The organism is Streptomyces sp. NPDC031121 (assembly GCF_055570615.1).
In genome coordinates this window covers 84622-110244 of sequence record NZ_JBVIGV010000011.1, presented here as the reverse complement: position 1 = coordinate 110244, position 25623 = coordinate 84622, and the positions used below count along the sequence as shown (strand labels likewise).

Here is a 25623-nt window from a genome sequence, read left to right as displayed (position 1 = left end):
CCGCCCCGAATGGACGGGCGGGCCTTTCTTATTCTCACGCAAACTCCAACGGTTGGATTCTCCCGCGACTCTACCGGTTTCGTGGCCGCCTGCGCTGCCGTGACCAGCAGATTTTAAGCCATCCTTACACTACGTGTCCGTTGGATACCAACATCCACTTTGTTCGCCTTGGGGCCCATAAGGCAGATATGCGTACTGCTTGCCGCGCCCCCGGGTTATGTCGGCGATCCCTGTTAGCCTGCGCCGGTGAATTGTGTGGATAGATGGGGTGGGGTGTGAGAACATTTCCCAGGCGAGGACTTTCCGTGGCGTTGGCCGCGGTAGTCCTCTCAGGTGTCTTGCCAGGCTCGATTGCCGTGGCCGACAGTAAATCGGAACCGAATCTTCCGGATATTCGGCAGCCCAAGGCCGTAGCGGTCAAGCCCGTGCGCAGCGGGGGGACGAAGAAGCCCGACGCCGCCGCGCAGAACCCGTGGAAGGCGCCCAAGGTCGCCTGGCCGGCGCCCGGCACCGCGGAGGTGGACCTGGCGTCCGCCCCGGTGTCGAAGTCGTTCCTCGTCGGAGGCCCGGCCCAGGCCCCGTCCGTCGGCGCGCGCTCGCAGCAGGCGGGCAAGCTGCCGGTCGCGGTGTACACCGCACCGGGCCGGGCCGCCGAGGCGCCCGCCAAGGTGAAGGTGTCCATGTCCGGCAGGGGCGCCGCCCGGAAGGCCGGCGTGGACGGTGTGCTGCTGTCGGTCGGCCGCTCGGACGGCGCGGCCGGGGCGGCCGCGGCGAACATCGAGGTCGACTACAACGCCTTCCGCAACGCCTACGGCGGCGACTACGCCGCCCGCCTGCACCTGGTGGAACTCCCCGCGTGCGCGCTGACGACCCCGGACCGCCCGGAATGCCGGACGCAGAAGCCCCTCCGGACCCGCAACGACACCCGCTCGGGCAAGCTCACCGCCGAGGTCACAACACCCGCCGCGGCCGCCCCCGTGGCGAAGTCGGGCGGAGCCGCCATGGCCGCGGGCGTAGGCGCCGCCGGCGCCACCGTGCTCGCGGCGACGGCCGACGCGTCCGGAGCGACCGGCGACTACAAGGCCACCCCGCTCCAGCCCTCCGGATCCTGGAGCGCCGGCGGGTCCACCGGCGCCTTCTCGTACTCGTACAACGTCAGCGTCCCGACCACGCCCGGCGGACTCGACCCGAAGATCAGCCTGTCGTACAGCTCCCAGTCGGTCGACGGCCGGATGGCCGCCTCCAACGCCCAGGCATCCTGGATCGGCGACGGCTGGTCCTGGGAACCCGGCTTCATCGAGCGCAGGTACAAGCCCTGCAACGACGACAAGACCGGCAGCACCCACACGACCAAGGTCGGCGACCTGTGCTGGTTCAACGACAACGCCACGCTGTCGCTGAACGGCAAGTCGACGGAACTCGTCTACGAGCAGGGCAAGGGCTGGCACCCGGCGGCCGACTCGGGCGAGAAGATCGAGAAGCTGACCAACGCCTCCAACGGCGACGACAACGGTGAGCACTGGAAGATCACCACCGTCGACGGCACCCAGTACTACTTCGGCCTGAACCGCCTGCCCGGCTGGAAGGACGCCTCCACGCCGACGACCAACTCGGCCTGGACCGTACCCGTCTTCGGCAACCACGCGGGCGAGCCCTGCTACAACGCCACCTTCGCGAACGCCCACTGCCGGCAGGCGTGGCGCTGGCAGCTCGACTTCGTCGTCGCCCCCGGCGGCAGCGCCATGGCGTACTACTGGAAGACCGAGACCAACAACTACGGCCGCAACGTCTCCGAGACGACCGGCAAGGCCACCGTCACCCAGTACATCCGCGGCGGCTGGCTCGACCGCATCGACTACGGCCTGCGCGCCGACGCCGTCTACACGGCCAAGCCCATGGGCCAGGTCACCTTCGACGTCGACGAGCGCTGCCTGACCGGCTGCTCCACCTTCGACGAGGCCAACGCCAAGAACTGGCCGGACTCCCCGCAGGACCTCTTCTGCAAGGACGGGTCCACCGAATGCAAGGGCCAGTACTCCCCGACGTTCTGGTCGCGCATGCGCCTGACCGGCATCAACACAAAGGTCCTCACCGGCGGGGCGTACCAGGACGTCGACTCCTGGAAGCTGGAGCAGGACTTCCCGCCCTCAGGTGACGGCATCTCCCGGGCCCTGTGGCTGAAGTCCATCACCCGCACCGGCAAGTCCGGCAGCGGGCCCGATGTGCCCCTGCCGCCCGTCACCTTCGCCGGCGAGCAGCGGCCCAACCGCGTCGACGCCACCGGCGACGGCCTGGCCCCGTTCATCCGGCTGCGGATGTACCAGGTGACCACCGAGACCGGCGGCACCATCGGCGTCACCTACTCCCAGCCGGACTGCACCGCGGCCGCGCTGCCCAAGCCGGACGAGACGAACACGACGCGCTGCTACCCCGTCAAGTGGGCCTGGGAGGGCGACACCTCCAAGGTCGACTGGTTCAACACGTACGTGGCCACCCAGATCGTGGAGGGCGACAACATCGCCGCCTCCCCCGACAAGGTCACGTCCTACGCCTACGTGGGCGGCGCCGCCTGGGCGAAGAGCACCGACGAGTTCACCAAGGCCGAGGACCGCGTCCACTCCGTGTCGCGCGGCTACGGACTGGTGCAGACCCGCACCGGAGCCGCCGGCGACGCCAAGACGCTGACGGAGACGCGCTACTTCCGTGGCTTCGACGGCAAGGAGGTCAAGGACTCCGCCGGTGCGGCCGTCACCGACCGGGAGGTCTTCGCGGGCACCCCGCGCGAGACCGCGCTCTACAACGGCGACGACACGGCCAAGCTCCTGACGGCCACGTCCGTCACGCCGTGGGTCTCGGCCGCCAGTGCCACCCGTACGCGCACGGGCCTGCCCGACCTGGTCGCCGTCAAGACCGGCACGGAGAAGCAGTCCACCCGCACGACGACCGCCGGCGGCATGCGCACGGTCGAATCCACCACCCACCACGACGACCTCGGCATGGTGGACTGGGTCTCGGAAACCGGCAACACGGCCAAGACCGGCGACGAGAAGTGCACCACCAGCACCTACGCCCGCAACACCGCCACCTGGATCCTCAACAAGGTCAGCCGCATCACCTCGGTCGCCGCGCCCTGCGGCACGCCCGCGAGCGGCCCCGCCGACACCATCAGCGACGTCCGCACCTACTTCGACAACGCCGCCCTCGGCAGCGTCCCGGGCAGCGGCCTGATGACCAGGATCGAGAGGATCAACGGCAAGGGCGACGGCTACGACACCGTCTCCAGCGTCCCCTCGACCTGCGGCCCCGCGAAGAACGAGCTCTGCTACGACATATACGGGCGGCAGCTCGCCTCGGCCGACGCCTACGGCAAGGTCACCACGACCGCGTACACGCCGGCCACGGGCGAGGCGCCCACCTCGATGACGGTCACCAACTCGCTGGGCCACACCGTCACCTCCGAGGTCGACCCGCTGCGCTCGCAGCCGGTGAAGGTCACCGACGCCAACGGCAAGGCCACCAGCACGGCCTACGACGCCCTCGGCCGCATGACGAAGGTCTGGCTGCCGAACCGGCCCCCGGCCACCTACCCGGACTCGCCCAGCCGCGTCTTCGAGTACACGATCCGCAACAGCGGGCCGAACGTCACCACCTCGAAGACCCTGACCCACGACCAGAAGTACTCCGTCGTCCACTCCATCCAGGACGGCCTGCTGCGCGAGCGCCAGGCGCAGTCGCAGTCGCCCGACCTGGCCGGACGCCTCGTCTCGGAGACGTTCTACGACACCCGCGGCCTGGCCTGGCGCAGCTCCGGCACCTACTACGCCGACGGCGCCCCGTCGCCCGACCTGGTGACCGGCGCAGAGACGGCCTACCCGTCGTCCACCGACACCGTCTTCGACGGCGCCGGCCGCCCCACGGCGGTCATCGCCAAGAAGTTCGGCACCGAGACCCGGCGCACCACCACCAGCTACACCGGCGACACCACCACGGTCGTCCCGCCCGCGGGCGGAGTGGCCACCACCGACGTCACCGACGCCCTCGGCCGCGTCGTCGAGCGCAAGCAGTACACCGACCCCGCGCGCACGGCGTCCCAGTCGACGCACTACACGTACAACAAGCTCGGGCTGCTGGCGCAGGTCACCGACCCGGGCAACGCGAAGTGGACGTACACGTACGACGTCCGCGGCCGCCAGATCGAGGCGAGCGACCCCGACAAGGGCGTCACCAAGACCGCCTACGACGCCGGGGACCGGGCGACCGACGTCACCGACGCCCGTGGCATCACCCTCCACACCGACTACGACGACCTCGGCCGCCCGGTCGCGACCAAGCAGGGCGCGACCACCCTGACGGCGCACGTCCACGACACCGTCGCCAAGGGGCACCCGGCCAAGTCCGTCCGCTACGAGGGCGGCAAGGCGTACGAGTCGGAGATCCTCTCCTACAACGACCTGTACCAGCCGCTCGCCACGACGGTGACCATCCCGGCCACCCCGGACACGGGGGCCCTAGCCGGCACCTACCAGTGGACGAACACCTACAACATCGCCGGCCAGGTCCTCACCACCAAGCACCCCGCCATCGGCGGCCTGCCCGCGGAGACGGTCGGCAGCACCTACAAGTCGGTCTCCGGCCTCCTCAACAGCATGGGCGCCGGCACCACCCGACTCGTGTCGGCCATGGCGTACGACCACTACGGCCGCACCACCCGCTCCGAGCACGGAGCCCTCGGCCAGCGTCTGTACCGCACCACCGAGTACGACGAGCACACCGGCCAGGTCACCCGCTCCTACACCGACCGCGACACCGCCCCCCAGCGGATCGAGGACACCAAGTACGGCTACAACCCGGCCGGCAGCATCACCTCCATCGCGACCGCCTACGGCCAGGACGCACTGCGCACCACCGACACCCAGTGCGTCAAACTCGACGCGCTGAACCGCATCACGCAGGCGTGGACCAACCAGGGCGAGACCTGCGCGGCGTCCCCGTCGGCGGCGGTCATCGGCGGCGAGGACCCGTACTGGACCTCGTACACCTATGACGCGGTCGGCAACCGCAAGACCGAGACCAAGCGCAAGACGGCCTCGGGCCCGGCCGCCGACATCGTCCGCACCTACCAGGCCCCGACGCCGGGCAAGCACGACCTGCCCAAGGTCACGCAGACCGGAGCCGACCCGCACGAGGAGGTCTTCACCTACGACGCGGCCGGCAACACCAAGACCCGCAAGACCGGCGCGGACACCGAGACGCAGTACCTCGACTGGGACGCCGAAGGACACCTGAAGACCCTCAACCAGGGCACCTCCAGCAACTCCTTCGTCTACGACACCGCGGGCCAGCGCCTGCTCCGCAAGGACAGCAAGGGCACGACGCTGTACCTGCCGGGCGGCAACGAACTGCGCCTGGACAAGGCCGGCACGGTATCGGGCACCCGCTACTACGGCGGCGTGGCGATGCGCGAGGGCGGCAAGCTGACGTACCTCTTCGCCGACCACCACGGCACCGGCACCATCCAGGTGACCGGGGACGCCGCGCAGACGGTGACCCGCCGCAAGACCGGCATCTTCGGCGAGGCCCGCGGCCCGCAGCCGGAGTCGTGGGCGGGCGACAAGGGCTTCGTCGGCGGCACGAAGGACACCGACACCGGCCTCACCCACCTGGGAGCCCGCGAGTACGACCCGCTGACGGGCCGCTTCGTCTCGGTTGACCCCTTGATGGACCTGTCCAGCTCGCAGCAGATGCACGGGTACGTCTACTCGAGCAACAATCCGGTCACCCTCTCCGACCCGTCGGGCCTGATCGAAACGGACTGCCTGAACGGCCACTGCGACGGCCACTACGACCCGCGCGACGACAAGAAGCCCGTAACGGACCCGACCCGCAAGAAGGGAATAACGGGCGGCTACAACAGCTACAACCCGTACCGGAAGCCGACGCTGCTGGAGGACGACTACGGCCTCTCGATCCGGCTTCCCAAGGAGAAGAAGCAGCTCTTCATTGAGTTGTACATCCAGCAATACGTCAAGCAGACTCTGAGGTTTGGTTGGAGCTACGGGTTTTCCGAGCAGCATGACTGGATCAACAAAACGCAGGCGATGATCAATGCCTGCCAAGCGATCAAGTGTGCCGAGCTCAGGGACTACGTGATCCAGCACGGCCTGGCCGTCGAAGCCGTGTACGGGCCCTTCGAGGGTCGCAACATCAACGTCCGGGCGACGCCGAGGGCGATGCCCGCGAACTACCGCAAGATATCGACAGAAAAGGTAACCGGCTGCCAGTGCTTCCTCGCGGGCACGAAGGTCGAGATGGCCGACGGCACGACCAAGAACATCGAGGACGTGCAACTCGGCGACGAGGTCCTGGCCGCCGACCCGCGCTCCGGTGAAACCGGCAAGCGCCCGGTCACCCGCTTGATCGTCACCGAGAACGACAAGCACTTCAACAAGCTGTCCATCGCGACGCAGGACGGAATCAGCGAACTCACAGCCACTTACGAGCATCCCTTCTGGTCGCCATCGAAAAACGCCTGGCTGGAGGCCGCCGACCTGAGGCCCGGCATGACGCTCCAGACGAGCGACGGCACAACGGCCATCCTCACGGCGAACCACCCCTTCACCCAGCACGCAAAGACCTACAACCTCACGGTCGCAGACCTCCACACGTACTATGTGCTGGCGGGTAATACCACCGTACTGGTACACAACAGCAACTGCGGTACACCTCGGGGTTTTCCGAACAGGGAGCTCCCGAGGGACCCTCGGACCGGTGAGCCAGCTCCTGACCCGGCGGCCGCCGGTTATCCACACACGCAGCTTGGGGTGAAGGTCAGCAAGCGGAATCCCCCGTACGCTCAGGCTCGGGAGTTTGATGCAGATGGCAAGCCTGTGAGGGACATCGACTTCACTGACCACGGAAGGCCGCAGAACCATGACAATCCGCATCAGCATCGCTGGAATGAAAATGCGACTGGCGGCACCCGTAGTCGTGGTATTCCGGAGCCGCTGGATTGAGGGGTGATCGATGAATGGAATTCTAGAATTCCAGATGCGGGACGCTGAAGGCGGGATGATCGGTTTCGGCAGTCTGCTTGCCCTGGTCCCTGACAATGACTGGGTATGGTCCGTGCTCGAATTCGACGGGATTTTGCAGGAAACGGCGGGTTTGGGATATAGGGAATTTTTGCAGCGGGTGGCCTCCTCGCCCCAAGGGTGCGTCATGTCGTGGGATCGGCTCCAAGACTTCGCGGCCAGCGTGCAGCAGTGCTTCGATCTGCTGCTTGTAGCGGTAAAGGATCGCCGTCTGCTCGATCCGGAGAAGTTCGGTGCAGGGGATTTCGCAGAATGTCTTCTGGTTCTAACTGCCAGTGACAGTACCTGGTGGACGGTAAAAATCGATCCCGAGGTAGAGGAAGTATCTGCTCTCGCAGTCCGTCTCCAGTCGGAGTACGGAGGTAAGGCTTGATAGGGGGCGGTCTCATAATGAGTCGCTGAGGCCAATTTGAAGCCCCGCCAAGTGCGCTTGGCGGGGCTTCTGCATGAGGTGGCGGCTGTACGATAGTCGACGGCAGTGTCATTGGACGGCGGCCTCGTTGGTGGCGCCGAGGCCACGGGGGCATTCCGGGGCTGCGAGACCACTGCCGAAGAGATGCGAAGAGGCGGCTAAGGGCTTATACGGAACACGTTGATTCCCCGCAATCCCTTAGCCCTGCCAGTAGTAGAGGAGTGTGTGGATGTCCATCGGCTGGCGGGAGCCGAAGTAGTAGACACTCAGGCCCGTTACGCATGTCGCGCCCGTTGTTGCGTCCAGCCAGTGGAAGCCGACCGATTCCAGGGCCGTGCGGGCCCGCGGGTCGCCCTCGAAGTCGCCTGCCCAGGGGCCCAGGGTGCTGATCGAGACCTCTCGGCCGTCCGCGTACTCGATCACGTGGTACGTGCCGTCGCCCTGCTGGTGTGCTTCGCCGCAGTGGACCGGGGGCTTCGGGGCGAGGCCCGCCGCGGTCAGGGCCGCCGACGCGCGGCGGAGTTGGTCCTCCTGGTCGGGGCGTGCGGGCGGGTCCGTGCAGATCGCCTCCAGGCGCCAGCGCGGGTCGGTGCCGTTCTCGCAGTACGGGACGTACTCGTGCACGATCGCCCGCCGGACGTCCTCGTCCAGCCCCTCCACCTCGACCCGCGGCCGGCCCAGCGCCTCGTACGCGGCGCGCGCCGGGGCCGGGTCCTCGGTCAGGCGGTACAGGGCGTACGCCGCCCAGAGCGCGGCGTCGACCGTCGGCGCCTCCGCGAGGTACGCGCGCAGCCGGTCCGTGTCGGCCATGAGGTCCTGGGCGACGTACGCGACTTCGGGATCGGGGTCGGTCAGCGCGTCGGTGATGTCCTCGCCGCGGAGGTCGCGCAGGCGGATGCGCAGGGCGCGGACGGAGGGCTCGGCCTCGTCGAGGCCGTCGAGTGCGCCGGCCACGGCCGCGGGGCCGTGACGGTCCACCAGGGACTCCAGGCACTCCCCGCCGGCCATCCGGTCGCGCCAGCCGGGGCGGAACGCGAGGTCCGCCACCGCCGCGAGGGCCGTGAGGTCGCCGAGCCGGGTCCTGGCCCGGAGGACGGGCTGCTCGATCCGGTAGCCACGCTCTGCCTGGCGGTCCTCGTGGCGCAGCCAGGGCAGCAGTTCTTCGCGGTCCGAGAGGAGGTCCAGGAGTTGCACGCGCACCTCGTGTGTGTCGTGCGGGTCGCGGACGCATGCCAGCAGCGCCTCCAGGCGGGTCTGCGGGACCCGGCCGCGCAGCGCCTCGGCACAGGCCAGACGCCGCCACCCCGGCTCCGCCCGGTCGACGACGCAGTCGGCCAGCGCCTCGGCGTCGTACGTCCGGAGGCCGTCACCGTCGACGCGGCCCGCTTCCGGAGCGAGTGCGCGGATGCCGGGCCCGGGGCGGGCGTTCACCCGCCGAGCCGGCTGGCCGTGACCGACAGCATGCTGCTGCCCTCTGGGGCGTTCTTGAGCTCCGTTCCGGCGATACCGCTCACGATCAGGCTCCAGTCGGACTTCCGGTAGACGAGCATGTCGGCCTTCGAACGGTCGGATTCGGGCTTCCAGCCCGCGCGCTCCAGCGCCGACCCGATCTTGGGCAGTGCCTTCTCGGCTTCCGGGGTCTTCACGGTGGCATACCAGTCGACTGTGTCCGGGCTCTTCCTGTCGCCCCGCTCGGAGGTGGTGAACCCCTGCGCGTGGTCGAGTTCCGCCGCGGCGACGGCCTTGCGGAGGTCGCGGTCGACGGCGTCCCGGTCGAGGGCGGCACCGGCCTTCACTCCGGATGAGGGCGAGGACCCGGTCCCGGCCTCCCCACCGGCACCGCACCCGCCCAGCATCAGAACCGCCGCCGCAGCGGCCACCGCCGCTGCAACCGGCGTCGTACGCCTGTACACCCTGAACCCCCCGTTTCGATGAGGACGCGAGTCTCGCACGACCGCACCGGTCCGTACGAACGAAATACGAGGCCCCACCTGCGGTTTCGCGCCCAGCGTGTCCGATGTACCGACAGCTGCGGGAGACGTGGTCTCAGCCTCACGTTGGCGGTCTGATCATCTGACTCGTTCAGTGACTACGCACGGGACGGCCGCCCGCCGACCGAGAAGGTCGGCGGACGGCCGGCGCCGTACGCCCGCGGCAGGCCCTACAGCTGGATCTGCTCGACGAGATGGATCCGGCAGGAGGCGGCGCCCTGCTCACCGCCGCCCTTCGGCAGCACCCAGAACGAGCCGTCGACGGCGCGCCCGACCACCCGTGCCTTGCTCTTCCAGGAGGACGGCACGTGCGTGCGGGCCGCCCTCAGCAGCTCGCCCAGGGCCTCCTCCCGCGTCCTGTTCCCGCTCATTTTCTTGATGACCGTGACGCGCCGCTGCGCGCCGGAGTCCTCTTCGGCTATGACCAGCCACGCCGGCATGGCGCAACCCCTTTCGTCTTGACGGCGGATGTACGCACGTATGTACATACGGACGGACCGGGCGAAGGCGGCGGCGGGTGGGGCGGGTCAGCCCCGCCCGTCACACGCCTTGCAGTCCCCGCTCCCCTTGCAGCTGTCGCACTTCGCCCCGCTCCAGCCCCGGAACCCGGAGCCCCCGCAGGTCGTGCACTTCCCGTCGCCCTTGCAGCGCTGGCACATGCCCGACCTCACTTCCGGCCCTTGGCGGGCGTGTACACGTGGGCCTTCTCCCAGCCCGGCGCCTTGTTCAGGACGGCGCCGAAGTACCGGTTCGGCGGGGTCGCCGCACCGTCGGGCAGGCGGCTGCCGCCCAGGGAGGGGCTGTACTTGCGGAAGATCGCGACGGCCTTGGTCAGGCAGTTGTTGTGGGTGACCTGGTAGCCGTTGGCCTTCATGTTCTCGTACGTGCGCTGCGCCGCCCGCAGGTCGCCGCCGGGGGTGCTCGTGCAGCGGTAGTGGTCGTAGAAGCCCTTCCGGTGTCCGCTGTCCGGCTTCAGGCTCTTGCGCAGCGCCTCCCACGTACCGCCGGCGATCCAGCTGCCGTTCGGCTTTCCGGGCTCGGTGTACGAGTCGCCCTCGGCGTTCTCGGTGGCGCCCCAGATCCAGTGCCGGGCGTTCTTCGGGTCGCGGACGGCCCAGGCGATGTGCCCGGCCCCGCTCGCCCCCTCCGCGTCCTGGAAGAAGCAGACCCGCCCGCCGGAGGCGGCCTGCGCCTGCCCCGCGGGCAGGACGGCGGGGGAGGCGGCGCCGCACAGGACGGCGGTGAGCAGCGGCACCGCGAACGCGGCGCGGCGGCGGTCTGCCCGGGTGAGTGATCGGATCATGTCGTTCTTCTCCTCTCCGGGGTGAACCCCGGCCTGAGCGGTGCGTCCGTCGCACCGCCGAGAACGACAATGACCGCGGGTCCGGGGCCGGAGGAGGGGTGGCGGCCGGTGGAATGCTGCACCCCTGGTTTCACCGCTCCGACCTGTGGTTTCAGCGAATCGGTGCAACTTCTGCAGGGGTGTGGTCGCGTTGGGGAGTGCTCGTCCGTCGTTCATCGAGCTGGCCGGGGCGTTCGGCGGGGCACTGGACGAGTGGTCGGCGGCGGTCAGGGAGGCCCTCGCCGCGGAGGGCCGGTACCAGAACTGGCTGGCGCGCCGGCTGGGCACGACCGCGCCGAAGGTGTCGTTGTGGCTGCGGGGGCGGGAGCAGGTCTGGCTGAGCGGCGCGGGCCTGCCCGGCGCGGCCACCACCCGGGCCATCGTCCGCGAACTCGGCCTGGAGGGCCCGCCGGCGGACCGCCTGGCCGCCCTCGCGGCCCGGATCGACGACCTCCAGCGCCAACTGGAGGACCTCCACCCCCGCGACTGGCGCAAACGCACGGTGGAGCACCTCCGCGCCGCCGCCCCCGCTCCCGCGCCGATGCCGACCCCGGACGCCCCCACCACGCCCCCGCCCCCGAGCACCCACCCCACCCCGCGACGCAGGCGCCGGACGTTGCCCCGACCGGCGGCAGCGGCCGCGACGGGCGTGGCGGCAGCGGCCCTGGTCGCCTACCTCGCCGCCACCCGCACGGCCCCCGGCACCGCAAAGCCCCCCACGCCCCCGCCGACGGCGGCGACCACCACGGCTGCCGCCGTCGAACGACCCGGCCTGGAGAAGAACACCCTCGGCGCCGACAGCCGCTGCGGAGAACCCGTCCCCGGCCCGGAGTCGGTGGTCTGGCGGGTGTGCGCCCGCGTGGACGCGGACCATGTGGCGTTCGCCGTCAAACTCACCAACCAGGCCGACCACGCGGCCACGGCCCGCGTCCGCGTCAGGGTGCAGTACGCACGGCTGAAGGCCTTCCACCCGTGCCCGGAGGCACCGAACCCGCAGCCCGTCGACGTCCCCCCGGGCCGCACCGTCATCACCGACCCGGCCCGCTGCTCCATCCCCCGCGAGCCGGTGCCGTACGCGTACCAGGGCGTCGGCTGGGTGATCCCGGCCAACGCCGACGCCGGCTCGTACGAACTCTCCCCTACGGCCCACGTCTACCCGGACCGCACCCTCTGGAAGCCCGACCTCCTCTGACGCGCCGCGCCCCGCCCCCGCGCGGCGGGTTCGTGGGCCCCCGGTCCGGCACCGGCCGGATTGTGCAGGGTGTTCTTGCCGGGGTTCGGGGGGTGTGCCAGCATGCGAGGGCGTGATCGTGATCTTGGAGTCGGCTGTGGTGCCCCCGCGAGCGGGCCCCGGCGATCCGCTGACGAGAGGTGCGACGTTGAATTCGTCTGCCGACACGGCACCATCCGCTGGAACGAATCCGTCCGGCCAGGTCGGACGTCCCGAGCCGGCCCGCGTGCCCGGCCAGGTCTCCCCGCCGGGCGGCGCCCGACCGGACGGCGCCGCCGTCGATCCGGTCGTCGAGCGGTTCCACTTCCTCGTGAACGCACCCGCCCTCTTCAACGCCGTCGCCACCGCGCTCGAATGGGACGTCTTCGGCCATCTCTCCGCCCGCCCCGGCGCCTCCTTCGAGGAGCTGCACGCCGCCGTCGGGGTGCCGGCGCACTCCCTGCGGGTCCTGCTCCACGCCGTGTGCACCACCGGCCTGCTGGAACGGGGCCCCGACGGCGGGTACCGCAACGCGCCCGCCGCCGCCGAGCTCCTCGTACCCGACGGCCCCGACAGCTGGCGCCACATCCTCACCGGCTGGCGGGAGATCTACTATCCCGCCTTCTCCCGCATGAGCGAGGCCCTCGCCGCCGGCACCAACCTCGCGCTCGACGCGCACCCCGGCGACGAGCCGACGCTCTACCGCCGCCTCGCGCACGACCCGGAGCGGGAGGCGGTCTTTCACCGCAGCATGAGCGCCTTCACCCTCAAGAGCCTCGACGCGCTCGTCGACACCGGGGAGTTCGCCACCGTACGGCACCTCCTCGACGTCGGCGGAGGCGACGGCACCACCAGCGCCCGGCTGCTCGCCCGCCACCCGGGCATGCGCTCGACCGTCTTCGACATCCCGTCCGTCGCGCAGCTGGCGGCCGAGGCGAAGTCCGAGGCCCAGGACCGCATCCGGCTGCATCCCGGCGACCTCTTCACCGACCCCTTCCCGCCCGGCGCGGACGCCGTCCTCTTCAGCCACGTCCTGGAGATCTTCTCCGGCGAGCAGATCACGGCGCTGCTGGCGAAGGCGCACGCCGTCCTCCCCTCCGGCGGGCGGGTGTTCGTCTACGGCTACAACGCCTCCGACGACGAGACCCGCGGCTGGTACTCCGCGCGCCTCTCCCTCTACCTCAACGTGCTCGCCAGCGGCCAGGGCATGGCCTACCCGGCCCGCGACTACGAGGAGTGGATGCGCCGGGCCGGTTTCGACGCCGTGCGCACACTCACCGGCTACCCCTACGAGCACGGTCTGACCATCGGCACCAAGCCGTGAACCGCGGCCGGTTCCCCGCCGCCGACCCCGGGGCGCCCGCCACCGGCTCCCCGGTCCGCTTCCTGCTGTGGCTGGCCACCCGCCACCGCGGCAGCCTCGCCCTGGCCACGCTGTTCGGCGTGTTGTGCACCCTCGCCCAGGCGCTGGTGCCGGCGGCCGTCGCCCTCGGCATCGACCGCGGGCTGCTCCAGCGCGACCGGGACGCGCTGCTGCTGTGGGGCGGCGCGGTCCTCGCCCTCGGCGTCTTCCAGGCCGTCATCGGCATGCTGCGCGACCGGGCGTCGACGACGAACCGGTTCGGCGCCGTGTACGGGACCACCCAGCTCGTCGTCCGCCACGCCGCGGACCTCGGCGCCGACCTGCCGCGGCGGGCCTCCACCGGCTCCGTCGTCAGCGTCAGCGCCTCGGACGTCGGCCACCTCGGCACCGCCCTGGAGGGCACGGCGCGCGGCAGCGGCGCTGTCGTCTCGATCCTCTTCGCCGCCGTGTTCATGCTGGTCACGTCCTGGCAGCTGGGACTGGTCGTGCTGGTCGGCGTCCCGCTGATCGCCGCGGCCGTCACCCGGCTGATGCGCGTCCTGCACGGCCGCCAGCAGCGGCTGCGCGAGCAGCAGGGCGACCTCACCGACCTGTCGGTCGACATCATCGACGGGCTGCGGGTCCTGCGCGGCTTCGGCGGCGAGAAGACGTACGGCCGCCGCTACCGCGAGGGCTCCCAGGCCGTGCGCGCCGAGGGCACCCGCGTCGCGGCCACCGTCGCCGACATCGCCTTCCTGCGCGTCCTGCTGCCCGGCGCGCTGCTCGTCGCGATCGTCTGGCTCGGCGCGCACCAGGTGAGCACCGGCCGCCTCGAACCGGGCCTGCTCGTCGCCTTCTACGGGTACGCCGTCTTCCTCACCGACCAGCTCGGGCAGGTCACCGCCATGCTCGACCAGCTGACCCGCGCCAACGTCGCCGCCGGCCGCGTCCTGGACTTCCTGCGCCTGGAACGGGAGCGGCCCGGCGGCACCCGCCCCCTCGACGACGGCGCGGACGGCCTCCCGCTGCACGACCCCGACTCCGGGCTGACCGTCCCGCCCGGCCGGCTCCTCGCCGTCGTGTGCGGAACCGAAGGGGACGCCCGTACGCTCGCGGAACGGCTCTGCGGCCACACCGACTCCGCGGTCCTCCTCGGCGACACCCCCCTGTCCGCCCACCGCACCGACGACGTACGCCGCCACGCCCTCCTCGCCGACAACGACGCCACCCTTTTCGCCGGCCGCCTCGGCACCGAACTCGACCCCCGCGACGACCACGCCGACGGCCCCCGCACCGACGCCCTCCTCCGCGCCCTCGACGCCGCCTCCGCCCGCGACGTCGTCGACGCCCTCCCCGACGGCCTCGCACACGACTCCACCGGCGGGCGCGAGTTCTCCGGCGGGCAGCAGCAGCGGCTGCGCCTGGCCCGTGCCCTGCTCGCCGACCCGCCGCTGCTCGTCCTCGTCGAGCCGACGAACGCCCTCGACGCCCACACCGAGGGCCGCGTCGCCCGCAACCTCGGCCCCCACCGCGCCGGCCGGACCACCGTCGTCTTCACCACCAGCCCGATCGTCCTGGACCGCGCCGACGCGGTGGTGTTCGTCAAGGACGGCAAGGCCGTCGCCGAAGGGCACCACCGGACCCTCCTCGCCGACCCCGACTACCGCGCCGTCGTCACCCGTGAGGTCCTGGCATGACCGCCCCCGCCCCCGCCGACACCGCCCCGGAACCGGGCGCCGCCCCCGACGCCGCCCCCGGCGCCCCGCCCGCCGAGCGGCTGCCCGTCGCCTCCGCCCGCGAGGTCCGCGCGCACGCCCGGCGGACCATGCTCCGGCACCGCGGCCCCCTGGCCGGCTCCCTCGCCCTGCACGCGCTGGCCTGCATCGCCGCGCTCGCCGCACCCCAGCTCCTCGGCCGGATCGTCGAGGACGCCGCGCACGGCCACCTCGACGTCACCCCCGTCGCCCTCGCGATCTGCGCCGCGGTCGTCCTCCAGGCGGTCCTCACCCGCTTCGCCCGGCTGGCCTCCCTCCGCCTCGGCGAGACCGTACTGGCCGAGCTGCGCGAGGAGTTCGTCGACCGGGTGCTGTCCCTGCCCACCCCCGCCGTCGAGCGGGCCGGCACCGGCGAGCTGGTCACCCGGACCACCCGGGACGTCGACGTCCTCGCCTTCACCGTGCAGCGGGCCGTCCCCGACACCCTCGTGGCGGGCACCACCATCGCCCTGACCATCGGCGCCGTCTGCCTCACCGACCCGCTGCTCGTGCTGCCCTGCCTGGTGGCCGTCCCCGTGCTGTGGCTGTCGACCCGCTGGTACCTGCGGCGGGCCCGCGCCGGCTACCTGCGCTCCAACAACGCGTACGCCCGCCTCACCGACACCCTCGGCGAGACCGTCGCGGGCGCCCGCACGGTGGAGGCGCTCCGGCTCCAGGGACGCCGCCGCCGCCGCACCGACGCGGACATCGCCGCCTCGTACGCGGCCGAACGGCACACCCTGAACCTCCGCAGCACCTACCTGCCGATCGCCGACACCGGCTACATCCTGCCGGTGGCCGCGACCCTGGTCATCGGCGGGCTGATGTACATCGAGGGGCTCGTCGGCCTGGCCGCCGTCACCGCCGCCACCCTGTACGTCCAGCAGGTGATCGGGCCCGTCGACACCATGCTGTACTGGATGGACGAACTCCAGGTCGGCGGCGCCTCCATGGCCCGCATCCTCGGCGTCCGCGACGCCGCCGCCCCGGCCGCCGCCGTCCCGGACACGGCCCCACACCCCGGATCCCCCCGCGACGGCGCGCTCGACGTCCAGGGCGTCCACTTCGCCTACCGGGAGCGGCAGGAGAGCCTCCGCGGCGTCGACCTGCACGTACGGCCCGGCGAGCGGCTCGCCGTCGTGGGCCCCTCCGGCGCCGGCAAATCCACCCTCGGCCGCCTCCTCGCCGGGATCGACACCCCCGGCCGGGGCACCGTCAGCCTGGGCGGCGTACCCCTGGCGGAGCTGCCGCCGGACGAACTGCGCCGGGGCGTCATCCTCGTCACCCAGGAGTACCACGTCTTCCGCGGCACCCTGGCCGACAACCTGCTCGTCGCCCGCCCCGACGCGACCCCCGCGGACCTGGAGCGCGCCCTGCGGGCCGTCGCCGCCTGGGAGTGGGCGTCGGCGCTGGGCCTGGACCACGAGGTCGGATCCGGCGCGGCCGAACTGCCCCCGGCCCGCGCCCAGCAGCTGGCGCTGGCCCGGCTGCTGCTGCTCGACCCGCCGGTCGTCGTCTTCGACGAGGCGACCGCCCTCCTCGACCCGCACACCGCGCGCACGGTGGAACGCGCCCTGGCCGGCCTGCTCGGCGGCACGGTCGTCTCCATCGCCCACCGCCTCCACACCGCCCACGACGCCGACCGCGTGGTCGTCCTGGAGGACGGCCGGATCACCGAGACCGGCACCCACACCGAACTGGTGGCCCGCGGCGGGGCGTACGCCCGCCTGTGGAAGTCCTGGCACGGCTGACGCTCCGTGTGTTCTCCCGGCAGGGGACGCTCAGCTGCGGACGTCGGCAGAGTGCCCGGATTCGCCCGGTGTGACGAGTCCCGTCTCGTAGGCGAGGACCACGGCCTGGGCCCGGTCGCGCAGGGTCAGCTTGGCGAAGATGCGGGCCACATGGGTCTTCACCGTCGCCTCGCTCAAGGTCAGTGTCCGGGCGAGTTCGGTGTTGGACAGGCCCTTGCCCAGGAGGGTCAGCACCTCGCGTTCACGGGGTGTCAGCACGGCCACGTCGCGGTGGACGGCGGGCGCTGCCGAGCGCGCAGAGGCCGGACCGGAGACGGAGGCATGGCGTTCCACCAGGCGCCGGGTGATCGACGGGGCGAGCAGGGCGTCACCCGTGTCGACCAGGCGTACGGCGGCTGCCAGGTGGGCGGGTGTCACGTCCTTGAGGAGGAAGCCGCTGGCACCGGCGGCAAGGGCGGCGTACACGTACGAGTCGAGATCGAAAGTGGTCAGCATGATCACCCGGCAGTCCGGTACCTGCGCGAGGATGCGGCGAGCCGCTTCCAGACCGTCCGTGTTCGGCATGCGGATGTCCAGGAGGACGACGTCGGGGCGCAGGCGGCGGACTGCTTCGACGGCCTCGGCTCCGTCCGCGGCCTCCCCGACGACGTCGACTCCGCGGGAGGTCAGGATCAGGCGGAAGCCGGTGCGGACCAGCTCCTGGTCGTCCGCGATGACGACCCGGGGGGCAGGGGCGGGTGTCGTCACGGCCGGTCCAGTGGGATCCTGGCGCGGACGCGGTAGCCTCCGCCGAGGCGGCGCCGGGCGTCCAGGTCGCCGCCGTAGACGGCGACCCGCTCCCGCAGACCGAGCAGTCCCCGTCCGGTTCCGCGGGCCCCGCCCGGGCCCGGATGCCGCGGAGCGCCGACGGCATCGCCGGTCAGGAGGCTGGGTCCGCTGTTGAGGACTTCGACGCGCAGGCAGTGCTCCGCGTACCGCACGCTCACCTGGGCCTTCGCTCCGTCTCCGTGTTTGAGGGCGTTGGTCAGTGCCTCCTGGATGATCCGGTAGGCAGTGACGTCGATCCCGGAGGGCAGGGGGCGCGGCTCACCGGAAATCCGCACCTCCACGGGCACGCCGGCGAAGGCGACCCGGTCGATCAACGGGCTGAGCCGGCTCAGGCTGGGCTGCGGTGCGAGGTCCTGGCCGTACACCTCGTCGTCGCCGTTCTGCGCGGGGGCGAGCAGGCCGAGCAGGTGCCGCAGTTCCGTCATCGTCGCCCGTCCGGCGTTCTCCACGGCGCTCAGCGCGGCCTCCGCCTCGCCGGGCAAGGTGGCCAGCACCTCGCGGGCGGCCCCGGCCTGGACCACCATGAGGCTCACGTTGTGGCTGACGATGTCGTGGAGTTCGGCCGCGATCCGCGCCCGTTCACCGTCGACGGCGGTCCGTGCGGCGCTTTCCCGCTCCCGTTCCAGCAGCCAGCCGCGCTCCTCGATGGCCGCCCGGTGCCGCCGGCGTGCCCGCACGAGCGCCGCACCCAGGGCCCCGGCCGTGGCCGCGCACGCCGCCGCCACCGCCGCCACAAGCCAGATCACCCACGAACTCCCCACCCGAGCAAGGATGTCAGGCGGCCGCACCGTCCGCCTCATCCCCCGGGTCCAGGCCCCTACATCCCCGGGATGACCTGCCCGTTCGGTTACATCCGGGGTGGGACGTCGTGGAAGCCGCACCGCTTCTAGGTTCGAGCCATGACAACTGATCACGGCAGTCCCCGGCAGGTCGTCGTCCGGCTCGACAACGTGCACAAGGAGTACGGCGACGCGAAGGCCCTGGACGGCATCGACCTGGAGATCCGGGCCGGGGAAGCGGTCGCGGTGATGGGACCCTCCGGCTGCGGGAAGTCCACGCTCCTCAACATGGTGGCCGGCCTGGACCGCCCGACCTCGGGCACGGTCCAGGTCCACGGCCAGGACCTGGGGACGCTCAACGAAACCGGTCTGGCGCTGTTCAGGCGGCGGCACATCGGCATGGTCTTCCAGTTCTTCAACCTCATCGACGACCTGCCCGCACTGGACAACGTCGCACTCGCCGCCCAGCTGACCGGTACGTCCGCCCGGCAGGCCCGCCGCCGCGCGCTGGAACTCCTCGGAGAACTCGGCGTCGCCGACCGCAAGGACGCCTATCCGGCCGCCCTGAGCGGAGGCGAACGCCAACGAGTGGCCGTGGCCCGGGCCCTGATGAACCGTCCGGCGCTGCTCCTGGCCGACGAGCCCACGGGCGCACTGGACAGCCGCTCGGGCGAACAGGTCATGGACCTCCTGATCGACCTCAACCAGATCGGACAGACCCTGCTGATCGTCACACACGATCCGCACCTCGCCACCCGGTGCGCCAACCGCCTGATCGAAGTCGCCGACGGCCGAGTGGCCCGCGAGAGCACTGTGGAGCCGACCGCATGAGCGCCGTGTGGAGGGCCTCGTACGCAGCCGTCAGACGCCGCAGGCTCCAGACGTTCGTCATCGGGCTCGTGGTCCTGTGCTCCACCACCACGACCCTCCTGGGCCTCGGCTTGCTCACCGCGGCATCGGCCCCCTTCGACGAAGCCTTCTCCCGGCACCGCGGCGCCCATGCCGTGGCCTCGTTCGACACGGCGAAGGCATCGCCCGGGCAATTGGCCGACACCGCCCGTCGGCCCGGCGTCGCAGCCGCGGCCGGCCCCTTCGGACAGACCGTGCTGGAGATGCCCGAGGACTGGCTGTGGATGTCGGCCGGTTCCCTCTCCGTCGTGGGCCGGGCCGATCCGGGCGGGCCGGTCGACCGCATCCGGCTCCTGGAGGGCCGCTGGGCCACCGCCCCGGGCGAAATCGTCGTCAACTGGCCCGTCGACGGCACGCCCGGCCCCGACCGACTCGGCACCCGGCTCACCGCCAGGGGCGCCCCGACCCTCACCGTCGTCGGCTTCGCCACCAGCACGAGCAAGTCCGCGGGAGCGTGGGTCTCACCCGAGCAGATGGACCGGCTGACGCCGACCACTGCGCAGATGCTGTACCGCTTCACCGACGCCGCGACCGAACAGGAGCTGCGTGCGGGCCTCACCGCGGCCACCGCCGAACTCCCCGCCGGCTCGCTGACCACCGCACAGTCCCACCTCACCCTCAAGCGGGCCTTCTCCGCACAGGCCGATGCCTATCTGCCGTTCATGACCCTCTTCGGCGTCCTCGGCCTCCTGGTGTCCGTACTGATCGTCGGGAACGTCGTCAGCTCGGCGGTCGTCTCCGGGCACCGGCACGTCGGCGTGCTCAAGTCGCTGGGCTACACCCCGAACCAGGTGGTGGCGGTCTACCTGGCGATGGTGTCCTTCCCCGCCGTCATCGGCTGCGCCCTCGGCACCCTGGTCGGCAACGCAGCGGCCGGCCCGATCCTGAAGGCGGCCTTCTCCGGCATCGAAACGGGCAGCGCCTCCATCGGCATCGGCTGGTGGCCGTCCGCCGTCTGCATGGTGGGCATGCCTGCCATGGTCGCGATGGCTGCCCTGATCCCCGCTTCCCGCGCACACCGGCTCTCCGCAGCCCAGGCGCTGACGGCAGGCAGCGCACCGCGGGCCGGACGCGGACTGCGCCTCCAGCGCCGACTCGGCAGGAGCCGGCTGCCGCGCCCCGTGAGCCTGGGGCTGGGCCAGCCGTCCGCCCGACCCGGCCGCTCCCTGCTGACCATGGCAGCCATCGTCCTCGGGGTCGCCACCGTCACCCTGACGACCGGCCTGACCGGCACCATGGTCGCCTACGGAGACATGCGCACGAGCGAGGGCGCCACCCGCGTCGACATACAGGCGGACACCCCGGCGCTCCGCCAGGACGCTGCGCGACCGGGCGACGGGCAGACCGAACGACGACTGCTCTCCCTGCCGGGCGCCGACCGGGTGACCGCCCGCGCACTCACCAAGGTGCACCTCGCCGGGTACACGCAGACCGTGTTCGCCGACTTCTACCGCGGGGACACCCGGGACCTCGCCGCCGAGATCGTGAAAGGACACTGGCCCGCCGACGCAGGGGAAGCGGCAGCCGGCCCGGCGTTCCTCGCCCAGCACGGACTGTCGGTCGGCGACCGGGTCACGATCCGGCTGAACGGCAGGCAGGCGCCCCTCACCATCGTGGGCGAACTCATGGAGGGCAACGCCAAGGCGCTCGCAGCCGACTGGCAGTCCCTGACCCGGCTCGACCCGACGGTGCGGGCGACCGAGTACACGGTCCGCCTCGCGCCCGGCGCCGACGCGCGGCACTACATCGAGTCAGTCGAAGCCGCAGACCCGGCCCTCCGTCCCGCACTCAGGCACTCCGACAGCCCGGCCACCACGGCCGTCGTCGGCTTCGCGTCGGTGTTCACCGTGCTCCTGACCTCCGCCGCAGCACTCGGCGTCTTCAACACCGTCCTGCTCACCGTCCGGGAGCGCCGTCGGGACCTGGGAATGCTCAAGTCGATCGGCATGACGCCGCGGCAGGTCATGGTGATGACCGTGTCGTCCGTCGCGGCCCTGGGGGCGATCGGCGGGCTCGTCGGGATCCCCTTGGGCATCGCCGCGCACCGGCTGGTGGTGGACCACGTCGGGGTGATCGCGTTCCCGGAATCCATGAAGCAGGTCTGGCACCTGCCGCAGCTGGCCGCCCTCCTCCTGGCGGGCGTCACGATCGCCGTCCTCGGTGCGCTCGCCCCGGCAAGGTCGGCGGCGCGGCTCCCCGTCGCCGAGGCGCTGCACAACGAGTAGGCGGCGTCGGGCGAGGCCGTCGCAGGCGAAGCACACCGGGAGGGAGGTGAGGGGCTGCCGAGGGCGGCCCCTCACCACGCCACGGGCAGCCGGTGCACCCCGTAGAAGCCCATGTCCTCTCCCAGCGGCACCTCCGACGGCGGCACGGCCAGCTTCAGCCCGGGGAACCGCGCGAACAGCGCCGGGAACGCGATCCGCATCTCCGTGCGGGCCAGGTGCTGGCCGATGCACTGGTGCGGCCCGTGCCCGAAGGCGAGGTGCCCGGAGGCGGGGCGGGCGAGGTCGAGGCGGTCGGGGTCGGCGAAGCGCGCCGGATCGCGGTTCGCGGCGGACAGCGAGACCGTGACGGACTCCCCGGCGCGCAGCGTCTGCCCTTCCAGGACGACGTCCTCCAGCGGGGAGCGGGGCACCCCGAAGTGGAAGATGGTCAGGTACCGCAGCAGCTCCTCCACCGCGTTCCCGGCGAGCGACGGGTCGTCCGCGAGCCGGGCCGCCTCGCCCGGGTGGGACAGCAGGGCGAACGTGCCGAGCCCGAGGGAGCCGGCGGTCGTCTCGTGCCCCGCCGACAGGAGGAGGGCGCCCACGCCGGCGACCTCGGCCGTGGACAGGTCGCCCCCGGCGGCGAGCGCGCTCAGCAGGTCGCCGCCCGGCGCCCGGCGCCGGTGCCGGGCCAGCTCCGTGAGGAACGCGTCCAGTTCGGCCATCGCCGCCTCGGCCTCCGCCGCGGTCGCGTCGATCCGGAACAGGGTGGCGCTGTTGCGCTGGAAGGAGGCGCGCTCGCCGTACGGCACGCCGAGCAGCTCGCAGATCACCAGGGAGGGGACGGGCAGCGCGAAGGCCTCGACGAGGTCGGCCCGGCCGCCGAGGGCGGCCATCGTCTCCAGGTGGTCGCCGACGATCCGCTCGATGCGGGGCGCCAGGGCCCGCGTACGGCGGGCGGTGAACCAGCCCATCAGGTGCCTGCGCAGCCGCGTGTGGTGGGGCGCGTCCATGTCGACGAGCCAGCCCGGCAGGGCGGGGCTGCCGTAGAACGGGTCCGTGCCCGGGCGGGCCACCGGCACCCGCTTCAGCTCCGAGCGGGCGCTGAACCGGGGGTCGGCGAGCACCCGGCGGGCCGCCTCGTGGCCGGTGACGAGCCATCCGAGGTGGCCGTCGGGGTAGCGCAGGCGGCTGACCGGGCCGCGGGCGCGCAGCGCCGCGAGTTCCGGCGGCGGATCGAACGGGCGGTCCCGGTCGCGGGCGGTGGGGTGGACGGGAACGCGGCCGCTGTTCACGAGGAACCCCCCGGCCGCGCACCCGCTCCGGCCCGCGGCCGGGCGTGCTCCCTGAGGAAGGCCCCGAGCCGCCGCACGCCCTCGTCGATCTGCTCCGGCTCCAGGTAGCTGCATGACAGCCGCAGCGTACGGGTCCCCCCGCCGCCCGGGTGGAAGGGCGCCATCGGGGTCCACAGCACCCCGTACCCGGCGGCGGACGCCTCCAGCAGCCCGGCGTCCGCCGGCACGGGCAGCCGCATCCGCACGAAGAACCCGCCGCCGGGCCGGTTCCACTCCACCCCCTGCGGCAGCCCGGCCGCGCCCTCGCGGTCCAGCGCCCGCAGCAGGCGGGCGAGGTTGCGCCGGTACAGCACGGACCGGGCCCGGGCCAGTTCGGCGAGCGAGCCGCCGTGCTCCAGCAGCATCCCGGCGATCAGCGCCTGGCACACCGGCGAGGTGTTGACGGTGACGGCGGTCTTCAGCCGCGCCAGTTCCGCCGCGAGCGGGACGGCCGGGGCCCCGGCGGTGGACACGGACTGGTCGGCGACGACGTAGCCGACGCGCGCCCCGGGGAAGCACACCTTCGCGAACGTCCCGATGTGCACGACCCGCCGTCCTCCGTCCAGGGCCTTCAGCGCGGGCAGTTCGGTGCCCGGGGGAGCGGTGAACCCGTACGCGTTGTCCTCCAGGACGAGGAAGTCCTCCCGCTCGGCCAGCTCCAGCAGCAGCCGCCGCCGCCCGGCCGCCATGCGGGTGCCGCCGGGGTTGGCGTAGTCGGGGGCGACGTAGCAGGCGCGGATGCGGCGGCCGGAGCGGCGGGCCGCCCGGCACGCCTCGGCCAGCGCGTCGACGTCGAGGCCGTCGGCGTCCTCGGGGACGGGCACCACCCCGGCGCCGAGCAGGCTCGCGGCGCTGGTGATGCCGACGAAGCACGGGTCGGAGACGGCCAGCAGGTCCTCCGGGGAGGCGATCAGGGCGCGCACCACGAGGAACATCGCCTCCTGCGCCCCGACGGTGATCACCAGCGAGTCCGGGTCCGCGTCGATGCCCTGGTCGCGGCGGAGGGCGTCGGCGACGATCCCGTTGATCAGCCCGCGCGCGGGCCCGTACTCGTAGAGCAGCCGGGCCGCCCGGTCCGGCCCGAGGCCGGCCGCGGCCGCGTGGGCGGTGAAGCGGTCCAGGTAGCGGGCGGTGTCCAGGCCCTCGTACGGGGCGGGGTGCGGGGCGCCGGGGGCGAAGGAGAGGGCGTCCGGGTAGCGGCCCATGATCTCGTTGAGGAAGCCGATCGACTCCAGCACCGGGTCCTGGAGCGAGGCGTGCAGCACCTCGCGGGCGAGGAGGGTCATGCCGGGCCCCGCCCGGAACGCGCCCCGAGCCGCTCGGTCTTGGCCAGCACGTCGGGGCTGTGGATGCGGCGGGCCTGGACGACCGCGAACTCCGCCAGGTAGCCGCGCAGCAGCTCCAGGGGCTCCTCGGCCAGCGTCAGCATGGCCCGGTTGGCGGCCACGGCCGGCCCGGCCAGCTCGCGTACGGCGCGCTCGGCGGCGGCGTCGAGCGCGGCGGCGGGCAGCACCTCGTCGACCAGCAGGGCGGCCGCCGGGTCGGAGGTGTGGATGCGGCGGCCGGAGAGGATGACCTGCCGGGCCGTGCGGGCTCCGGTGAGCCGGGTGAGCCGCAGGTTGCCCAGGCCGGGGACGATGCCCTCGTCGGCGGCGGGCAGGCTCAGGAAGGAGCCCTCCTCGGCGATGACGCGGTCCAGGACGAGGAGGAGCTGCATGCCGCCGCCGATGGCGAACGCGTCGACGACGCCGACCCAGGGCTTGCCGGCCGTGGCGCCGCCGGCGGCGTCCGGGCCCTCGCGGAGCAGGCCGCGGGCCAGCTTGTTGACGTAGCCGAGTTCGCGGCCGAGGAGGAACTCCACGAAGGAGATCCGGCCCGCGTGCAGCTCCTTGAGGTTGATGCCCGCGCTGAAGATCCGCCTCCCGGCGTGGCGAGGGTGGGTGACGGGCCCGCCGCGCAGGACGCCGACGCGGATCCGGTCGTCGAGGAGGGCCACGTCGACGGCCGTTTCGAGGTCGGTGATGAGCCGGTTGTCCTCGGCGTTGAGGCAGTGGCCGTTGCGGAAGGTGACGTACGCCCCCTCCCCGCGGCGTTCGAGCAGCACCGCGGGCAGCTCCAGCCGGTCCGTGCGCCGGAACTCCGCGAGGCGGGCCGCCGAGCCCGGCACCGGCCGCAGCATGCTCTCGATCAGGTGCGTGCCGGCGGCGGGGGAGCGCAGCAGGGCCCCGAAGAAGACGCCCTGGTCGATCTCCCGGCCCTCCTTGTGCGCCTGGAGGCGGCCGCGCTCCGCGGCGAGCTGGGCCGCGTCCGGTACGAGCCCGGGGAAGCGTACGGCGGCCTCCGCGGCCAGGTCGGGCAGCCGGGGCCGCCGCGTCCGCCCGGCGGTGAGCTCGTCGTAGACGGCGTCGGCGTGGCGGGTGAGGAAGGCGTGCCGGACCGCCCGGCAGGCCTCGTGGATGCGCTCCGCCCGGTCGGCCTCGGCGGCGGTGCGGTCGGGACGGGGCGGCAGGAGGGCGAGCCTCCGCTCGGTGTCGGCGGCGTGCCCGGCCAGCAGCTTGGCGTCGGCGGCGAGTTCGCCGCAGAAACCGGGGTCGCCGTAGACGGCGGGGCCTTCCACGGCGGGGCCTAACACGGCGGGGTCTCCCGGGTCGGCGAGGGCGCGACCGAGGGAGGCGG

17 protein-coding genes are annotated in these 25623 nt (G+C 72.3%); 8 read left to right on the top strand and 9 right to left on the bottom strand.

Annotation, left to right across the window (positions count from 1 at the left end):
• The first annotated feature begins 425 nt into the window (after nt 1-425).
• Nucleotides 426-7013: a polymorphic toxin-type HINT domain-containing protein gene (locus ACZ462_RS21680; protein ID WP_467803035.1), complete on the top strand. Its 6588-nt coding sequence runs from the start codon at nt 426-428 to the stop codon at nt 7011-7013.
• Between the two features lie 34 nt (nt 7014-7047).
• Entirely contained in the window at nt 7048-7464 is a 417-nt protein-coding gene (locus tag ACZ462_RS21675) for a hypothetical protein (protein ID WP_467803033.1), read from the top strand.
• A 237-nt stretch (nt 7465-7701) separates the two neighbouring features.
• Here ACZ462_RS21675 and ACZ462_RS21670 read toward each other — a convergent pair whose 3' ends face one another.
• The 4 genes from ACZ462_RS21670 to ACZ462_RS21655 all read right to left on the bottom strand — a co-directional run bounded on the left by ACZ462_RS21670 (nt 7702) and on the right by ACZ462_RS21655 (nt 10797).
• Nucleotides 7702-8934 carry a hypothetical protein gene (locus tag ACZ462_RS21670; RefSeq protein WP_467803032.1) on the bottom strand — a complete coding sequence of 411 codons (1233 nt, stop codon included), beginning with the start codon at nt 8932-8934 and terminating at the stop codon, nt 7702-7704.
• On the bottom strand, nt 8931-9299 hold the full coding sequence (locus ACZ462_RS21665; RefSeq protein ID WP_467803031.1) for a hypothetical protein: 369 nt from the start codon (nt 9297-9299) through the stop codon (nt 8931-8933). The genes ACZ462_RS21670 and ACZ462_RS21665 overlap by 4 nt, the downstream gene beginning before the upstream one ends.
• A 365-nt stretch (nt 9300-9664) precedes the next feature.
• Nucleotides 9665-9934 carry a hypothetical protein gene (locus ACZ462_RS21660; protein ID WP_467803030.1) on the bottom strand — a complete coding sequence of 90 codons (270 nt, stop codon included), beginning with the start codon at nt 9932-9934 and terminating at the stop codon, nt 9665-9667.
• A gap of 227 nt (nt 9935-10161) precedes the next feature.
• A complete protein-coding gene (locus ACZ462_RS21655) occupies nt 10162-10797 on the bottom strand; it encodes a Tat pathway signal protein (RefSeq protein WP_467803028.1) in 636 nt (211 codons plus the stop codon).
• A 190-nt stretch (nt 10798-10987) separates the two neighbouring features.
• On the opposite strand from ACZ462_RS21655, the gene ACZ462_RS21650 reads away from it, so the two are divergent.
• From ACZ462_RS21650 to ACZ462_RS21635, 4 genes are all read left to right on the top strand, one after another.
• Entirely contained in the window at nt 10988-12028 is a 1041-nt protein-coding gene (locus ACZ462_RS21650) for a hypothetical protein (protein WP_467803026.1), read from the top strand.
• 265 nt (nt 12029-12293) lie between these two features.
• Nucleotides 12294-13370 carry a methyltransferase gene (locus ACZ462_RS21645; protein ID WP_467803024.1) on the top strand — a complete coding sequence of 359 codons (1077 nt, stop codon included), beginning with the start codon at nt 12294-12296 and terminating at the stop codon, nt 13368-13370.
• Nucleotides 13367-15085, top strand: coding sequence for an ABC transporter transmembrane domain-containing protein (locus ACZ462_RS21640; RefSeq protein WP_467803022.1), 1719 nt, complete (start codon nt 13367-13369; stop codon nt 15083-15085). The genes ACZ462_RS21645 and ACZ462_RS21640 overlap by 4 nt, the downstream gene beginning before the upstream one ends.
• Entirely contained in the window at nt 15082-16893 is a 1812-nt protein-coding gene (locus ACZ462_RS21635; RefSeq protein WP_467803020.1) for an ABC transporter ATP-binding protein, read from the top strand. Before ACZ462_RS21640 ends, ACZ462_RS21635 begins: the two co-directional genes overlap by 4 nt.
• Before the next feature lie 30 nt (nt 16894-16923).
• Here the strand turns inward: ACZ462_RS21635 and ACZ462_RS21630 are convergent, their stop codons facing one another.
• Together ACZ462_RS21630 and ACZ462_RS21625 are read right to left on the bottom strand one after the other, a co-directional pair.
• On the bottom strand, nt 16924-17640 hold the full coding sequence (locus ACZ462_RS21630; RefSeq protein WP_467803018.1) for a response regulator: 717 nt from the start codon (nt 17638-17640) through the stop codon (nt 16924-16926).
• Complete coding sequence (locus ACZ462_RS21625) at nt 17637-18467, bottom strand: sensor histidine kinase (RefSeq protein ID WP_467803017.1); 831 nt, start codon at nt 18465-18467, stop codon at nt 17637-17639. The genes ACZ462_RS21630 and ACZ462_RS21625 overlap by 4 nt, the downstream gene beginning before the upstream one ends.
• A 153-nt stretch (nt 18468-18620) precedes the next feature.
• Between ACZ462_RS21625 and ACZ462_RS21620 the strand changes: the two genes are divergently transcribed.
• Together ACZ462_RS21620 and ACZ462_RS21615 are read left to right on the top strand one after the other, a co-directional pair.
• Nucleotides 18621-19331 carry an ABC transporter ATP-binding protein gene (locus tag ACZ462_RS21620; RefSeq protein ID WP_467803015.1) on the top strand — a complete coding sequence of 237 codons (711 nt, stop codon included), beginning with the start codon at nt 18621-18623 and terminating at the stop codon, nt 19329-19331.
• Nucleotides 19328-21634 (top strand): FtsX-like permease family protein, encoded by a 2307-nt coding sequence (locus ACZ462_RS21615; RefSeq protein WP_467803013.1) that lies wholly within the window; start codon nt 19328-19330, stop codon nt 21632-21634. Before ACZ462_RS21620 ends, ACZ462_RS21615 begins: the two co-directional genes overlap by 4 nt.
• Before the next feature lie 71 nt (nt 21635-21705).
• Here the strand turns inward: ACZ462_RS21615 and ACZ462_RS21610 are convergent, their stop codons facing one another.
• The 3 genes from ACZ462_RS21610 to dpgC are packed head-to-tail and all read right to left on the bottom strand — an operon-like array spanning nt 21706 to nt 25456.
• Nucleotides 21706-22908: a cytochrome P450 gene (locus ACZ462_RS21610; RefSeq protein WP_467803012.1), complete on the bottom strand. Its 1203-nt coding sequence runs from the start codon at nt 22906-22908 to the stop codon at nt 21706-21708.
• Complete coding sequence (locus ACZ462_RS21605) at nt 22905-24233, bottom strand: aminotransferase-like domain-containing protein (protein ID WP_467803011.1); 1329 nt, start codon at nt 24231-24233, stop codon at nt 22905-22907. The genes ACZ462_RS21610 and ACZ462_RS21605 overlap by 4 nt, the downstream gene beginning before the upstream one ends.
• Nucleotides 24230-25456, bottom strand: coding sequence for a (3,5-dihydroxyphenyl)acetyl-CoA 1,2-dioxygenase DpgC (gene dpgC, locus ACZ462_RS21600; protein WP_467803260.1), 1227 nt, complete (start codon nt 25454-25456; stop codon nt 24230-24232). The genes ACZ462_RS21605 and dpgC overlap by 4 nt, the downstream gene beginning before the upstream one ends.
• Between the last annotated feature and the right edge of the window lie 167 nt (nt 25457-25623).